The sequence below is a fragment of the Amycolatopsis sp. TRM77291 genome (assembly GCF_054166285.1).
This window is the reverse complement of the sequence record NZ_JBSZHF010000001.1, coordinates 5,882,825-5,897,095: the sequence shown is the minus strand read 5'-3', so window position 1 is coordinate 5,897,095 and position 14,271 is coordinate 5,882,825. Positions and strand designations below refer to the sequence as shown.

Below are 14,271 nucleotides of genomic sequence, written 5' to 3'. Positions count from 1 at the left end.
CCCCGCCCCCCACCCCCCCCCCCCCCGCTTCTTCGTTTCCGGGATCCCGTGGTTCGTGCGGTGTTCACTCCCTGTCGTTGGTCGGGGCGGGGGACGGGTACCGCTGTCCGTGGCCGTCGCCGGTTGCGTAGCGTGTCCGGTCCATTGTGGACAGGCGTAGCGCGTTGGGCCGAATGAGCGCATATCACTAGCCACAATGGACAGATGTGCTGACCACAGTGGACACAGGTTCCGAAAAGTGGGACCGTAGAGGACGTGTCCGAATTGAATGCAACAGCCGCCGCACTGCTCGGTCTTCTCCACGACGGTCCCGCCACGGGCGGGCAACTGGTCGCGGGGGCGGGTGAGCGTTTCGGCGCCTTCTTCAGCGTGACCCGCAGCCAGGTGTACCGGGAGCTCCCCGCCTTGTCGAAGGAGGGCCTCGTCCGCCTCGGCAAGCAGGGCCCGCGGTCGAGCCAGCAGTACCTCATCACCGCGGCGGGCAAGAAGGCGTTCAAGACGTGGCTGACCTCCGAAGCCGGTCCTGACCACCTCCGCAGCCCGCTGATCCTGCGTCTCGTGCACGCCGGTTCGCTGACGGTCAAGCAGCGCTCGGCCCTGCTCGAGTCGGCCCGCGCGAGCTACACGCAGCAGCTCGACGAGGCCAAGGCCGCCACCAAGGCCGCCGACGGCCCGTACGCCAAGGCCGTCGCCGAGTTCGCGCAGGCGCAGGCGAAAGCCGCACTGAAACTGCTGGATTCCATCCCCCAGTCCTGACCCGGACAGGTGCCCACGGCCGGTTCCCCGCAACCGGTCGTGGGTTTTGCCGTAACCTTGGCCGACGTGAGTGATGAGTTCGATGCGGCACTGAAGGATCTGACCGGCAAGCTGACGCAGATCGAGTCGGTGATGGACCTGGATGCGCTGCGTGCCCAGGTGGCCGAGCTGGAGGAACAGGCATCCAGCCCGAACCTCTGGGACGACCCCGAAGCGGCGCAGAAGGTCACCAGCCAGTTGTCCCACCGGCAGAGTGAGCTGCGACGCATTTCCGAGCTGCGCCAGCGGCTCGACGACCTGGGCATCCTCGCGGAACTGGCCGAGGCCGAGGGCGACTCCGCCAGTGTGGCCGAGGCCGAGACCGAGCTCACGGCGCTCACCAAGGACATCGACGGGCTCGAGGTCCGCACACTGCTGTCGGGTGAATACGACCCGCGCAACGCCGTGGTCACCATCCGGTCCGAAGCGGGCGGCGTGGACGCTGCCGACTGGGCCGAGATGCTGCTCCGGATGTACCTCCGGTGGGCGGAGCGCCACAACTACCCGACGGACGTCTACGACATCTCCTACGCCGAGGAAGCGGGCATCAAGTCCGCCACCTTCAAGGTGAGCGCGCCCTACGTCTACGGCACGCTCTCGGTCGAGCAGGGCACGCACCGGCTGGTGCGCATCTCGCCGTTCGACAACCAGAGCCGCCGCCAGACCTCTTTCGCGCACGTCGAGGTGATGCCCGAGGTCGAGGAGGTCGACCACGTCGACATCCCCGAGAAGGACATCCGCGTCGACGTGTACCGCTCGTCCGGCCCCGGTGGCCAGAGCGTGAACACGACGGACTCGGCGGTGCGGATCACCCACATCCCGACCGGCGTGGTCGTGTCGTGCCAGAACGAGAAGTCGCAGCTGCAGAACAAGGCGGCCGCGATGAAGGTCCTCCAGGCGCGGCTGCTGCAGCGGAAGAAGGAAGAGGAGCGCGCCGAGATGGACGCGCTCAAGGACGGCGGCTCCAGCTGGGGCAACCAGATGCGCTCCTACGTGCTGCACCCGTACCAGATGGTCAAGGACCTGCGGACCGAGTTCGAGGTCGGCAACCCGTCGTCCGTGCTCGACGGCGAGATCGACGGCTTCCTGGAGGCCGGCATCCGCTGGCGCAAGCAGTCCGGAGCCGCGTAACAACCCTGCGTGAGAGAGCAAGGGACCTTTGCTATCACTTTCCGGGAGAGAGTGGTAGCAAAGGTCCCTTGCTCGCTTGGCCGCCGGGACCGGGCTACCCGGGCTTAACGACGGGCATGGGTAGTATGCCGAACCGTGATCCGGCTCGAAGAGGTTTCCAAGGTCTACAAGACCTCGACCCGTCCCGCCCTTGAGCGGGTGTCGGTCGAGATCGACAAAGGCGAGTTCGTCTTCCTGATCGGTCCCTCGGGATCCGGGAAGTCGACCTTCCTGCGCCTCCTGCTGCGCGAAGAGGTGCCGAGCAAGGGTCGCGTCATGGTCTCCAACTTCGACGTCGCCAAGCTCGCCCGTCGCCGGGTGCCGCGGCTGCGGCAGACCATCGGCTGTGTGTTCCAGGACTTCCGTCTGCTGTCGAACAAGACCGTCGCCGAGAACGTCGCCTTCGCGCTCGAAGTCATCGGCAAGCCGCGCCCCACGATCCGCAAGGTCGTGCCCGAGGTGCTCGAACTCGTCGGCCTCGACGGCAAGGCCGACCGTCTCCCCAACGAACTCTCCGGTGGTGAGCAGCAGCGCGTCGCGATCGCCCGCGCGTTCGTGAACCGCCCGCTCGTGCTGCTCGCCGACGAGCCGACCGGGAACCTGGACCCCGACACCAGCCAGGACATCATGTTGCTGCTGGAGCGGATCAACCGCACCGGCACGACGGTGCTGATGGCCACCCACGACCATTCGATCGTGGACTCGATGCGGCGAAGGGTCGTCGAGCTCCAGCTCGGCAAGGTCATCCGTGACGACGCCCGAGGCGTCTACGGCATCGGCCGCTGACCGGCCCCGCCCTCCTCCGTAACCCACGACTTCCAAGGGACATCAACCCCGATGCGCGCCAGTTTCGTCTTCAGCGAGGTAGTCACCGGCTTGCGCCGGAACGTCACGATGACCATCGCGATGATCCTCACCACCGCGGTCTCCCTCGCCATGCTCGGCTTCGGCCTGCTGGCCGTCGGCACGATCGACAAGATGAAGGCCAACTTCCTCGCCGACGTCGAGGTTTCGGTCTATCTGGTCAACGACATCAGCGCGGGTGACCCGAACTGCTCGCAGTCCGCTTGCCAGACGCTGCGCCAGGACCTGCAGGGCAACGACGGCGTCGAGTCGGTCGTCTTCGAGAACCGCGAGCAGTCCTACGAGCGGTTCAAGAAGATGTTCGAGAGCCAGCCGGAACTGCTCGCGCTGACCGGGCCGGAGGCGCTGCCCGCGTCGCTCCACGTCAAGCTGAAGAACCCCGAGCGCAGCCAGGCGATCATTCAGGAGTACACCGGCAAACCGGGCGTCTCCAAGGTCGACGACCAGCAGAAGGCGCTCGACCGCGTGTTCAACGCGCTCAACGGTGTGCGGAACCTGGCCTTCGGTGCCGCGCTGATCATGGCCATCGCCGCGCTGCTGCTGATCGCCAACACCATCCAGGTGTCGGCGTTCACCCGGCGCACCGAGGTCGGCATCATGCGGCTGGTCGGCGCGACCCGCTGGTACACGCAGCTGCCGTTCCTCCTGGAGGCGGTGGTCGCCGGCCTGGTCGGTGCGATCATCGGCATCGTGTTCCTCGTGCTCACCAAGGTGCTGTTGCTCGACTTGGTGCTCACCGGGGACGTCTTCCCCGCGGTCGGCATGCTCGAATTGCTGTTCCCGGTGGCGCCGATCCTGCTCGCCGTCTCGATCGTCATCTCGGCGATCACCGGCTACGTGACGCTGCGCCTGTACGTGCGCCACTAGCCGCCCGATAACCACCTGCCCGAACACAGAAACTCACGTAGAGTCGCCGCTATGCCCAAGGAACGTGGACACAAGGTGATCGTGTCGAACCGCAAGGCTCGCCACGATTACTCCATCCTCGACACCTACGAAGCCGGTCTCGTGCTCGTCGGTACCGAGGTGAAGAGCCTGCGTGAAGGACGGGCATCGCTGGCCGACGCGTTCGCCACGGTGGACGACGGCGAGGTCTGGCTCCGCAACGTGCACATCCCGGAGTACGTGCAGGGCACGTGGACGAACCACACGCCCCGGCGCACCCGGAAACTGCTGCTCCACCGCCAGGAGATCGAGAAGCTCATCGGCAAGACCAAGGAAAGCGGTCTTTCTTTGGTCCCGCTGTCGATGTACTTCAAGGACGGCAAGGTCAAGGTCGAGATCGCGCTGGCGAAGGGCAAGAAGTCCTACGACAAGCGGCAGGACATCGCCAAGCGGGACGCGGAGCGCACCATCAGCCGGGCCATGGGCCGGGCACTGAAGGGCCGGTACAACGATTGATCCACGGGCCCGCGTCGGATGCCGAGATCCCCGGTTGGATCTCGGCGCTCGGCATCGACGGGCTCGTGGACCTTCACCTGCACTTCCTGCCGAAGCAGGTCATGGACAAGGTGTGGGCCTACTTCGACCAGGCCGAAGAGCACTACGGCATGGCCTGGCCGGTGCACTACCGCACGCCGGAGGAAGAGCGCATCGAAACCCTGCGCTCGTTCGGCGTGCGCAAGTTCGCGCCGCTGGTCTATCCGCACAAGCCCGGAATGGCCGAATGGCTGACCTCGTGGGCGCTGGAGTTCGCGGAACGCGTCCCCGAGGCGGTGCCGACCGGCACGTTCTACCCGGAGCCCGGTGCGCTGTCCGTTGTGGACGGTGCGCTGCGCGCGGGCGCCCGGTGTTTCAAGGCGCACGTCCAGGTCGGCGCCTACGACCCGCGTGACGAGCTCCTGGACGGCGTCTGGGGCGCGCTGGCGGACGCGGGCGTCCCAGTGGTCGTCCACTGTGGACACGGTCCGTTGAAGGGCGCCTACACCGGGCTACGGCTGTTCGAGGAGATCCTGGTCCGGCATCCCAGCCTGACGCTGGTGCTCGCGCACGCCGGCATGCCGGAGATCGACTTCGCGTTCGAGCTGGCGAGGAAGTATCCACGGGTGTACCTCGACACCACGATGGTCGGGGTGGAGTTCACTTCGCGCGGTAATCCGCTCCCGCCGGACTGGACGGATCTGCTGGCCGAGTTCCCCGATCGCGTCGTGCTCGGCACCGACTTCCCCAACATCCCGTACTCATACGCCACACAGCTGCAGGCGATCGCCGGCTGGGCAGCCGACGATCGCCTGGGAGAGCCGTTCCTGCGGGCGATGCTGCACGACACCCCCGCGAAACTGCTCAGCGTTTGAGCTGTGCCACCTCGGTGACCGAGACGGCGCGGCCGAGCAACCGCGTTCCCAGCTCCGAAACCTGGATCTGCTTGCCCGCCAGAAGGAAGCCGCCCGTCGCCAGCGCCACCCACGGCGCCGGCCCCTGGGTGAGGCCGTCGCTCAGCGGGGCGAAACCGTGCGCGGCCAGCCCGAGCAGGCCGCCCGCGATCGCCAGCCCGGCCACCACCAGCTGAGGTGTGTGGGCGGTCGACGCGGGGCCGGAACCCTGCGTTTCGAAACGGGCGAACATCCGCAGCAGGCCGAGGAGCACGAGCCCACAGGCGCCGAGCCACGCGGGGAGCATCGTCAGCCACAGCACGGAACCGGGTTCGGGGGTTTCGTAGCCAAGGCCGTAGACCGCGACCCCGGAGACGACGATCAGCGCCGGCATGTGCCACAGGTAGACGCTCATGAACCGCGGGCCGATCCACTTCAGCGCGGCGTCGAGGTTCGGCCGTGCGGCCAGGGCGTTCAGCTGCGGTTTGAAGGCCAGCAGGAGGCCGATCTGGCCGATCGCGAGGAAGGCCAGCAGCACGGTCGGCGGGCTCATGTTCGACACCGGGGCGCCCGGCATGCCGATCATGCTGGCGGGGTACGGGCCGAAGGCGACCATCAGCGCGGTGATGCCGAATCCGGCAGCCGACATGCCCAGCGCGGCGTTGCGGCTCAGCGAACCGAGACGGCCTTGCGTGTAGTGGAAACCGAGCTGGTGCACGGCCATCCAGACGAAGACGGCGTTCGCGAAACCGATCAGGCCGAGATCGTTGAAGCGGGCGACGTCGACGAGGACGGCGGCGGCGAGCATAACGAGCGGAACCTTCAGGCCCCAGCGGCGATGTGCCGCGGCCAGCATCGGGGTGAGCAGCACGGTGAGCACGTACACGGCGAGGAACCACAGCAGCTGAGCGGCGATCGCGCCACCGACCTGCAGCGGCTGCTCCGGAATGCCCATGCCACGCAGGATGTCCGGGACGAACAACCAGACCGCCACCAGCGGCAGCACCGGGATCATCAGCCGCTTGAGGCGGGACGCGAGCCAGGAACGGGAACTTTCCGCGCGGCTCAACGAGATCAGGTTCGCCGCGCCGCCGGCGAAGAAGACGAGCGGCATGACCTGGCTGAGCCAGGTGATGACCCACCAGCCGGGCGTCGCGAGGGCGTTGCCGGTCGAAAGATGGCCGTCGGCGTACGAGAGCACCGGCATTCCCCAGTGCTGAACGACGACCGCGAGGATCGCGACCGCTCGGACGATGTCCAGGAACCTGTCCCGGCCCTGTTTCTGGCTCGTGTGCATGGAAAAGAGCCTGGTGCTTCGGGGCCGAGAAAACAGCGGTGCGGGCCGCCGTATCGATCTTCCTGTTTTCGCCCTCGGAAGGTGGAGTTTTCCCTACCCCACGCCGTCGGTCTCGGGCTCCGGGAGTGGAGCGGGACACAGCCGGAACTCCCAGCAGTCGTCCTCGGCGAGGCCGAGTTCGTAGCGGGTCTCGATCTTCGGGCCGTCGTGCAGATGGACGTGTTTGAGGACGGTGCCCGCGACGGGCTCGGTGTCGCCGAGTTCCTGGACGCGTCCGTCGAGAGGGCCGCCGAAGAAGCGGGCGCTGTGGGAGGGCCTGTCGGTCATGGGTCCTCCTCGGTTCGGCGCGTCACCCACCTACAAGTCTGCCCATGTTAGGTGAGTGACGGCTTCGCCACCAAGAGCTACTTCAGCGTCCTAAGTAAGTCAGTACCGCGCGGACCCGGCGGTGTTCCACCGAACTCGCTTCGAGGCCGAGCTTCGAGAAGATGTTGCCGATGTGCTTTTCGACCGCGCCGTGCGAAACGACGAGCGAGTTCGCGATCGCGGTGTTCGACAGGCCCTGCGCCATCAGCCCCAGCACTTCGGACTCGCGGGCGGTGAGCGCGTCGAGCGGGTTCTTGCGGCCACGGGCCATCAGCTGCGCGATGACGTCCGGGTCGATGGCCGTGCCGCCGCCGGCGACGCGCTTGACCGCGTCGAGGAAGTCCCCGACGTCGGCGACGCGTTCCTTGAGCAGGTAACCGACTCCGCCCGCGCCGCCGGACAGGAGCTCGACGGCGTAGCTCTCCTCGACGTACTGGGAAAGCACGAGGACAGGCAGGCCCGGGATGACTTCGCGAGCGCCCAGTGCGGCGCGCAGGCCCTCGTCGGTGAAGGTGGGCGGCATGCGCACGTCGACGATCGCGAGATCCGGCCGGTGTTCCTTGACCGCGACCAGCAGGTCGTCGCCGTTGTCCACGGCGGCGACGGTCTCGATGTCCTCGTCGGCGAGCAGGCGGATCACCCCCGCGCGCAACAGAACCGCGTCTTCGGCGATGACAACCCGCATGCTGCCCCCAGCGTCGTGAGTGAATGGCAGAGCCTATTCACTCACGAGCGGGTCACCATTGGCACGGCAGGTCCGCGCGAATCACCGTCGGACCACCGGGCGGGCTGACGACGGTGATCACGCCGTCGATCGTGGCCGCCCGGTCGGCGAGCCCGGCGAGGCCGCCGCCTGGCCGGACTTCGGCGCCGCCGTGCCCGTTGTCGGTGATCTCGACGATGACCATCGCTTCGGTGCGCCACACCTTCACGCCCGCCTCGGTCGCTCCCGAGTGTTTCGCGATGTTCGTCAGCGTCTCGCCGACGATGAAGTAGGCCGTCGTCTCGACCGCCGCCGGTGGCCGCGGCTCGACATCCACCTCCACGTCGACGTGGATCGGCGATTTCGCGGCCTGCGCGGACAAGGCGGCGTCGAGACCGCGGTCGCCGAGCACGGCGGGGTAGATCCCGCGGGCGAGATCGCGCAGTTCCGACACCGCGAGCTTGGCGTCGAGGTGAGCTTCGTCGATCAGCTCGCGCACCGCGTTCGGGTCCTGGTCGAACTTCGACTTCGCGCGGCCGAGGCTCATCGCGACGGCGACCAGGCGTTGCTGGGCGCCGTCGTGCAGATCGCGCTCGATGCGGCGGCGTTCGGCCTCGGCGGCGTCGACACCGCGAGCCCGCGACGCCTGCAGCCGCTCGGCCTTCTGCTCCAGCCGCTGGGTGCGGTTCGGGCCGAGGAGCGAGAACGCCAGGTTTCCGTGCAGCCAGCCGAGCCACGGGGTGACCCAGATCGCCATCGGCAGCAGCACGATCGACGCGATCGCGATCGGAAGCTCCAGACAGGCCAACGGGAACGCCGCCATCAGGTAGGCGAGGTCGCGCCACGTCGTCGCGTCGGTCAAGCGGGTCAGCCAGCGCTTGACCAGCGGAAGCCCTTCGACCGGCAGGCGCTCGACCGGCTCCAGCGGAGTTTCGAGCATCGTGCGCGCCCAGCCACGCTCGCGGTCGGCGGACCAGCGGATGAAGCTGGTCGTGGCCATGAGGATCGGGAAGCCGATCCACACCACCGCCGTCGCGATGCCGACCGCCAAGCCGGTGACGATGAGGACGAACTGGAGGAGCCGGAACACGAAGCTGACGATCATGTAGACGATCGACCTCAACGGCCGGGGGCGGGGGATCCCCACCTGCTGTACCTGCTGGTCGATCGTCATCCGTGAACCTCGCCCCATGAATCCTCCAGACGGCGGCGCTGGGCGTGGGTCGGCCCGAGCAGCGCCGTCGCCAGCCGGGCGTGCATCCCGGCCAGCGCCTTCGTCAACGCTACCGAGAGGGCGATGCAGAGCACGCCGAGCGCCGCCCAAGGCAGCGCCGAAACCGTCGAATCGACGGTGAACCACGCGTTCTCCCAGGTCGGGAAGCGGTACTCGCCACCGGGCAGGAAGCGGTAGTAGATCGGCAGGCCGGCGAGGCCGAGGCTGGTCGACCAGAACGCCGTGACCAGGACGAACTCGATGATCCCGAGCGGGAACAGGAGGAAGAAGTAGCCGAGGTCGCGCCAGGTCGAGCCGTCCTTCAGCCGCGCCTTCCAGCGCACGGACTGGCCGGCGGCGGGCAACGGGAGATACGGCAGGTCGATGTAGCGGTCGAGCAGCGCGTACACCCTGGCGCGCTCCATCCGGGCCGCGCCGCGGACCGCCAGGATCACCAGTGCGAGCAGCGGCAACCCGATCCAGACGATCGCCGTGCCGATGCCCGCCGAGATGAGGGACATCAGGAGCGCGAAGGCCAGGACGCCCATCGGCAGGTTCATCAGTAGGTAGACCAGCGAGCCGCCGAAGGACGGATCGGACCTGCTCAGCTCCCGCTCGGCCGCCAGCGAACTCATGGTCGTGCTCCTCTCCTGTTCGAGGAGTCCAGCATCGCGCCCCGCGGGCGTCCGGTGACATGGTGCGCGCGGGCATCTCCCAGGTAGGGCTAGCCCCACCTGCGGGATTAACCCGGTTGCCGCCCGCGTTATGATGTAGAGGTTGTGTCCCACCAAGGGGGTGAACGGTTTCGACTTTGGACGTTGAATCAGGAGAAGCGTGCCGGTGCAGGCGAGAGACCACCGTAAGCGTCATCGCAAACCAATAAGCGCCGAGCCTAAGAGCCAGCGCGAGTTCGCTCTTGCTGCCTAAGCAGTAGAGCAACTCTGTCGGTCCGGGGTCGCCTCCGACCCGGTCACCGGCATCAGCTAGGAGGCTTACCGCCACACCCGGCCGCGGGGTGTGGTTGGGAAACAAACAGTGGCTGGGCCCGTCACTTCAGCTTGTTCGCGTGACTGAAGGGGTCAAGTAGAGACATAGCGGACTGCGCACGGAGAAGCCCTGGTGATGCGCCAGAGGACCCGGGTTCAATTCCCGGCACCTCCACTGGTCGACGGAGCGGCCCTGCCCCTGAGGGGGCCGGGCCGCTTCTTTGCATGGTGGCGCAAGCTCTTCTGTGATGGATGTCAAATTCAGACAACTGACTTCCCATCGGACACATAAAGCTACAATCGATGACTAAATGTCACCCTTGCGCCTGTATTTGCGACACACATGCACGCATGCAGGTTGGCACGGAGGTCTGGATTTGCGTTCGAGGGCATGGTCCGAGCGGGTTCACATGTTGATCTCCGCAAGGTCTGGCGGCAACGGTCGTGCTCCAGTCAAATAATTCCTTATGCAAATTCGGTGTCGACCTAGGCGACGATCATGAACGCAGACGGTAAATAACCTGGCGCTGCTGTCATCCGCGAAGAGGTCACCTCGCGTGCTTGCTGCCCGCTCCGGTCTTCATTGAATGTGACGACTTGGCTACGTCGGTGTCGCCGATAGGTTTCCGGCGGTAACGCAAAGCCGCATGTGGCGACCTTCAGGGGAACGTCGGTTGCTGCGGTAGAGATTTGATGAGAGGTGGGGAAGCAGTGGGGCGCAAAGTCGAAAGCAATGGAACAAAGGGGAACCCCATTCGGTCAATTCTGGTGCCGTCAATTTTAGTCATGCTTTTCCTGGTTATCGGCCTTGTGGATCTACCGCAGGCTCCCTTGCTTAGAAGCTTAATTCTGGTGTTCGGCGCACTTTGGTTCATGGCGAGAGTAATATCCAAGTATCGGGTGTGGCCAGATCAAAATGGCGCTCTTGGGCCAGCAAGGCCAAGGTCGCCGACCTTAAAGCAGCTTGAACGGGACGAAAAAGAAGTATTTGATCGTTACGGAAAGCCTTCTATGGCGTACTTTGTGAAGCTGCTCGCGGGTCTGCCGCTATTCTTGCAGCGCGTGAACGAAGAGGCGGCATATCAAGACCGGTATGCCCATATGAAGACGACTTTGACTTTTCGATACGGTAACTCCGGTCCTGCAAGCAATCTAGGCGATATTGATGCCCAGTCAAGCCTTCTTGTCCCGTTAATTGTGACCAAGCGTGGGAATTTATTTGACAACTTGCGCGTCACTGACTCTGCGGGTGCGATAGTTCCAACTTTGTCGCAGAGGGAATCGCGAGGGTTGCTTATAGCCACACTAAGAACAATGTTCGGAATGGCGGCTCTCGAGCATCGTAAATCTCTGGGTGAGAAGAATGAACTCTACACTTTGCGGGCCAAGGATGAAAACATTCTATGGAACCTGATTCAGTATGTTGTTTGTCACGGTGAGAAGCTTACTGAGCAGGCAAGGGCCGGCATAAATGAGCATATTTCTGAAATAGACCACTTGACCGACGAATTCTCGTCCCAATGGCGCGACTCTATTCGAGCGTTTTGTGGAACCTTTGCCGAGCACTACGTCATTGTGGCCGCTCCAGTGCCCCCTGGTGGCCAGGTGCTGGTTGTGAGCTATGAGCACGACATTCCTGTGCAGAAGTCCTTTCAGGGGCGATACGATCGACTGCGAGCTAGGTTTGGCCTCAATCCCTATGCTATAGACATAAGTCTGACAAGGGTGCTTCAGTCTGACAGCTACCATTTTCAGTGTCCTGCGCCTTCCGGTCAGTACATTTTCAATCATAGAATCGCGCATGCGGGTACGGATGAATGGCTTTGCCAGGACGACTTCATCCTTGGGCGCGAGCAGCAGTATGCGCGGGTTTACTACCAGTCTGGCCGCCCTACGGCTCATCTCTACGTCCGGGCGCAAGGAGAGAGTCGCGCGGTTCGCGATAACGATTTCAAGACGAGAGTAGACTTCAGAGAGGTTCCGCCAGGCGCGCTTGGCGTAGCCACGATACTGGCACTAATTTCTGCAGTTATTCAATGCTTCATCCTCGTGGCGCACGCAGCAATTACTAGTGGTGATCAGAACATCGGCACAGACCTTACTGCGTTCCTTTTGGCTGCACCTGCATTTGTGGCCGTCATGCTCGGCGGCATAACAGATGCAGCGAATGTTGCAGGTTCGTCCCTTAGTACCTATTTTGGGTTTATTCTAACCATGACTCTTTCATTGTTTTCCGCGTTGGCGTATGTGTGGATTGGAAGCCATGGAAATAGTCCAGAATTTCAGGTCTCCATCCTTGAAGGCAGGGTTCCGGTGAGCCTTAGTTACGTATGGACCCCTATTGCGGCCGTGAGCACTTTGCTGGCACTTTATTTAATTCAAAAAACTTATCATGAGATCAAGTATTATCTGAACTTGTCCAATTGAGAAATTGTCACATTTATCTTGATTTACTATTGAAGGAGTGTTACACTGTGGTCTCTGTTAACGCTATGGCTGGAGCAGTTGTGAGGAAGCAACCGCAGGATGCGGACGAGAACTGGGGCGAGGGGGCGCTTATTGTGCGTCGTCCCGAGGCTGGCGACTCAGTGCTGGCTCGCTTGAACGTTTTCAAGACTTCCGCTGAGGCTGATCGGGTGGATGCGGTTATAGGACATCTTGCGGAACAGAGTAATGTTGCACAGAGAGACCACGAAGCGTCGCCGCGGTGAGCAGCTTTGGCTCGCTTCTCAATTGGCATGCAGTCAGTAAACAAGTGGGCAAAAGTTCGATCTCTCGATTAATAACGGTGCTGCTAGTCGATTGTCGAGCAGGGCCGCAGATCCGGGCAGCGTGCGTTCTCGTGCACGGTGTGCTGCTCGGCGGCCGAGAGGCATGGCGGGTTCAGCGCCCATTGACCGAACGGTGGACGCTGCTCGTCCCGGGCACGGGAAATCGCCGGACGGCGTACAGGATTTCGAGGTCGACGCCGAGTTGATCGCGGGGCAGGTGCTCGACGAGCCCGCGCATCTAGTAGGGCTGTCCTATGGCGCGATCGTCGCGATGCTCGCCGCCGCGCGGCGGCCGGAGATGGTCCGGACGCTCACCGTGGTCGAACCGCCCGCTGCCGGGATCGTCCGGAGTACGAGATCATCGCCGACGCGATCGCGGCCAAGACCGGTGCCGACCGCGACGTGGTGACGGGGATGGGGCATTTGGTGCCCGACACGGGTGCGCCGTTCAATGCCCGGCTCGAGTCTTTCTTGAATCACGGAGAGTAGCGAAATCTAGATCTTTTTTGTCTCAATTCACCCGCGCCGGGAACTGTCTCGGGGCGGGATGTCATGCTGAGTGTCCGACCATGGCCCTCTTTCGAAACGACCCCGTGTCGCCGGAGGGCCGGAAGAAGGTGGCAGATGACCTGGGCTAGGCATTCCAGTCGTCCCGACCCCGCTGAAGACCAGAGCCGGATGGCCGGTGTGCGAGCGGAGGAAGAAGTCCGCCTCACGCTGCAGAACGGCCGAGCCGCTCGAACCGTCGCAGGGCACGCTTCGGACGCCCTCGACTGTGCTGAACTGCTGGCGATGCTCGGGCTCGAGGGAGTCCAGAAGAAGCACGCTCAGCGCATCTGACCCCCGATCCGGCTGGTCAGTTCGGCCGCGGTCGGACGGACCTCCTCGGCGAGGTCCGGCCAAGTCTCCTCACACCCCTCGGCTCCCGGGCAGAGGTGGCGGAGGGTCACGCTGATCGCGGCCATCGGCCGGCCGCCGTGGTCGAAGACCGGGCAGGCCACCGAGGCGAATCCTTCGGTGACGTGCCCGTCTTCGACCGCCCAGCCGAGCCTGCCCTCCGCGTTCAGCGTGCGGCGCAGCTCGGCGAGGGTGCGCGGGCCGCGACCGGTGCGCAGGACGAAAGCCGACGCGTTCGGGAAGAGCGCGCGGACATGCGGCGACGGCAGATGCCGCAGTATCGCCCTGCCCGAGGCCGTGAGCTGGCCCGGCAGCCGGACGCCGACCTCGGTCACCAGGGTTTCCGGGCGCGTGGGGCGCTCTTTGACCAGGTAGAGCGACTCGTTGCCGTGAAGCACGCCCAGATGCGCGGTGTGGCCGACGCGGTCGGCGAGTTTGCGCAGCAGCGGGAGCGCGAGCCGCTCCAACGGGTCGTGCCGCAGGTAGGCCGAGCCGAGCTCGAACGCGGCGATGCCGAGGCCGTAGCGGCGCTCGGCGGGCAAGTGCGCCACGAAACCGGCGGCCTCCAGTTCGGCGAGCAGGTGATACGTCGTCGAACGCGGGAGGCCGAGCTCGCGCGCGATCGCGGCCGCCGACACCGGGCCCGGCCGCGCGGCGAGGGCGCGAAGGATGCCGAGGCCGCGCCGCAGAGCCGGGACCTCGCTGCTCTCACCCATGCCGACCTCCTGTTTCCTCTTCGGCGGGGGAGCAAGGGACCTTTGCTGCCACTTGTCTCAACGTCGAGAGAGCGGTAGCAAAGGTCCCTTGCTCTCTTTTCGCAGGTGACCGTGTGGATTTTGGGACGTCAGATGTCCTGAAACCCACACGGTCGGTACGCATCGCTACGCGGAGTGCGGG

Annotated in this window: 15 protein-coding genes and 1 other RNA gene; 10 read left to right on the top strand and 6 right to left on the bottom strand. The window is 64.7% G+C overall.

Annotated elements, in window-relative coordinates:
- Positions 1-255: 255 nt before the first annotated feature.
- From ACXIZN_RS27030 to ACXIZN_RS27005, 6 genes are all read left to right on the top strand, one after another.
- On the top strand, positions 256-756 hold the full coding sequence (locus ACXIZN_RS27030; protein WP_034322153.1) for a PadR family transcriptional regulator: 501 nt from the start codon (positions 256-258) through the stop codon (positions 754-756).
- Between the two features lie 66 nt (positions 757-822).
- Positions 823-1,926, top strand: a complete 1,104-nt coding sequence (gene prfB / locus ACXIZN_RS27025) for a peptide chain release factor 2 (protein WP_457957717.1) — start codon at positions 823-825, stop codon at positions 1,924-1,926.
- 135 nt (positions 1,927-2,061) lie between these two features.
- Complete coding sequence (ftsE, locus tag ACXIZN_RS27020; protein WP_005168409.1) at positions 2,062-2,751, top strand: cell division ATP-binding protein FtsE; 690 nt, start codon at positions 2,062-2,064, stop codon at positions 2,749-2,751.
- Positions 2,752-2,802: 51 nt separating this feature from the next.
- Positions 2,803-3,696: a permease-like cell division protein FtsX gene (gene ftsX, locus ACXIZN_RS27015; RefSeq protein ID WP_457957714.1), complete on the top strand. Its 894-nt coding sequence runs from the start codon at positions 2,803-2,805 to the stop codon at positions 3,694-3,696.
- A gap of 51 nt (positions 3,697-3,747) precedes the next feature.
- Positions 3,748-4,230 (top strand): SsrA-binding protein SmpB, encoded by a 483-nt coding sequence (smpB, locus tag ACXIZN_RS27010; RefSeq protein ID WP_038518755.1) that lies wholly within the window; start codon positions 3,748-3,750, stop codon positions 4,228-4,230.
- Positions 4,227-5,123, top strand: a complete 897-nt coding sequence (locus tag ACXIZN_RS27005; RefSeq protein ID WP_457957712.1) for an amidohydrolase family protein — start codon at positions 4,227-4,229, stop codon at positions 5,121-5,123. The genes smpB and ACXIZN_RS27005 overlap by 4 nt, the downstream gene beginning before the upstream one ends.
- Here the strand turns inward: ACXIZN_RS27005 and ACXIZN_RS27000 are convergent.
- From ACXIZN_RS27000 to ACXIZN_RS26980, 5 genes are all read right to left on the bottom strand, one after another.
- Entirely contained in the window at positions 5,113-6,438 is a 1,326-nt protein-coding gene (locus tag ACXIZN_RS27000; RefSeq protein WP_457957711.1) for an acyltransferase family protein, read from the bottom strand. The genes ACXIZN_RS27005 and ACXIZN_RS27000 overlap by 11 nt on opposite strands.
- 93 nt (positions 6,439-6,531) lie before the next feature.
- A complete protein-coding gene (locus tag ACXIZN_RS26995) occupies positions 6,532-6,765 on the bottom strand; it encodes a hypothetical protein (RefSeq protein ID WP_034322139.1) in 234 nt (77 codons plus the stop codon).
- 82 nt (positions 6,766-6,847) lie between these two features.
- Complete coding sequence (locus tag ACXIZN_RS26990) at positions 6,848-7,489, bottom strand: response regulator transcription factor (RefSeq protein ID WP_457957709.1); 642 nt, start codon at positions 7,487-7,489, stop codon at positions 6,848-6,850.
- Positions 7,490-7,541: 52 nt separating this feature from the next.
- Positions 7,542-8,681: a sensor histidine kinase gene (locus ACXIZN_RS26985; RefSeq protein WP_457957707.1), complete on the bottom strand. Its 1,140-nt coding sequence runs from the start codon at positions 8,679-8,681 to the stop codon at positions 7,542-7,544.
- A complete protein-coding gene (locus ACXIZN_RS26980) occupies positions 8,678-9,355 on the bottom strand; it encodes a sensor domain-containing protein (RefSeq protein ID WP_457957705.1) in 678 nt (225 codons plus the stop codon). The genes ACXIZN_RS26985 and ACXIZN_RS26980 overlap by 4 nt, the downstream gene beginning before the upstream one ends.
- Positions 9,356-9,511: 156 nt before the next feature.
- On the opposite strand from ACXIZN_RS26980, the gene ssrA reads away from it, so the two are divergent.
- From ssrA to ACXIZN_RS26960, 4 genes are all read left to right on the top strand, one after another.
- Positions 9,512-9,884, top strand: a transfer-messenger RNA (tmRNA) gene (ssrA, locus tag ACXIZN_RS26975).
- Positions 9,885-10,417: 533 nt separating this feature from the next.
- The gene (locus tag ACXIZN_RS26970; protein WP_457957704.1) at positions 10,418-12,133 is read left to right on the top strand and encodes a hypothetical protein; all 1,716 of its coding nucleotides are present in this window, start codon (positions 10,418-10,420) and stop codon (positions 12,131-12,133) included.
- A gap of 477 nt (positions 12,134-12,610) precedes the next feature.
- The gene (locus tag ACXIZN_RS26965) at positions 12,611-12,886 is read left to right on the top strand and encodes an alpha/beta fold hydrolase (protein ID WP_457957702.1); all 276 of its coding nucleotides are present in this window, start codon (positions 12,611-12,613) and stop codon (positions 12,884-12,886) included.
- Between the two features lie 215 nt (positions 12,887-13,101).
- Complete coding sequence (locus ACXIZN_RS26960; RefSeq protein WP_125680489.1) at positions 13,102-13,317, top strand: hypothetical protein; 216 nt, start codon at positions 13,102-13,104, stop codon at positions 13,315-13,317.
- Here the strand turns inward: ACXIZN_RS26960 and ACXIZN_RS26955 are convergent.
- Positions 13,305-14,090: an IclR family transcriptional regulator gene (locus ACXIZN_RS26955; protein ID WP_457957700.1), complete on the bottom strand. Its 786-nt coding sequence runs from the start codon at positions 14,088-14,090 to the stop codon at positions 13,305-13,307. The genes ACXIZN_RS26960 and ACXIZN_RS26955 overlap by 13 nt on opposite strands.
- Positions 14,091-14,271 lie beyond the last annotated feature (181 nt).

What these genes read in the sequence shown, in the direction of transcription:
- ftsX (WP_457957714.1), top strand. Translation starts at nt 2,803, where the DNA reads ATGCGCGCCAGTTTCGTCTTCAGCGAGGTAGTCACCGGCTTGCGCCGG.
- smpB (WP_038518755.1), top strand. Translation starts at nt 3,748, where the DNA reads ATGCCCAAGGAACGTGGACACAAGGTGATCGTGTCGAACCGCAAGGCT.
- ACXIZN_RS27000 (WP_457957711.1), bottom strand. Translation starts at nt 6,438, where the DNA reads ATGCACACGAGCCAGAAACAGGGCCGGGACAGGTTCCTGGACATCGTC.
- ACXIZN_RS26995 (WP_034322139.1), bottom strand. Translation starts at nt 6,765, where the DNA reads ATGACCGACAGGCCCTCCCACAGCGCCCGCTTCTTCGGCGGCCCTCTC.
- ACXIZN_RS26990 (WP_457957709.1), bottom strand. Translation starts at nt 7,489, where the DNA reads ATGCGGGTTGTCATCGCCGAAGACGCGGTTCTGTTGCGCGCGGGGGTG.
- ACXIZN_RS26985 (WP_457957707.1), bottom strand. Translation starts at nt 8,681, where the DNA reads ATGACGATCGACCAGCAGGTACAGCAGGTGGGGATCCCCCGCCCCCGG.
- ACXIZN_RS26980 (WP_457957705.1), bottom strand. Translation starts at nt 9,355, where the DNA reads ATGAGTTCGCTGGCGGCCGAGCGGGAGCTGAGCAGGTCCGATCCGTCC.
- ACXIZN_RS26960 (WP_125680489.1), top strand. Translation starts at nt 13,102, where the DNA reads ATGACCTGGGCTAGGCATTCCAGTCGTCCCGACCCCGCTGAAGACCAG.
- ACXIZN_RS26955 (WP_457957700.1), bottom strand. Translation starts at nt 14,090, where the DNA reads ATGGGTGAGAGCAGCGAGGTCCCGGCTCTGCGGCGCGGCCTCGGCATC.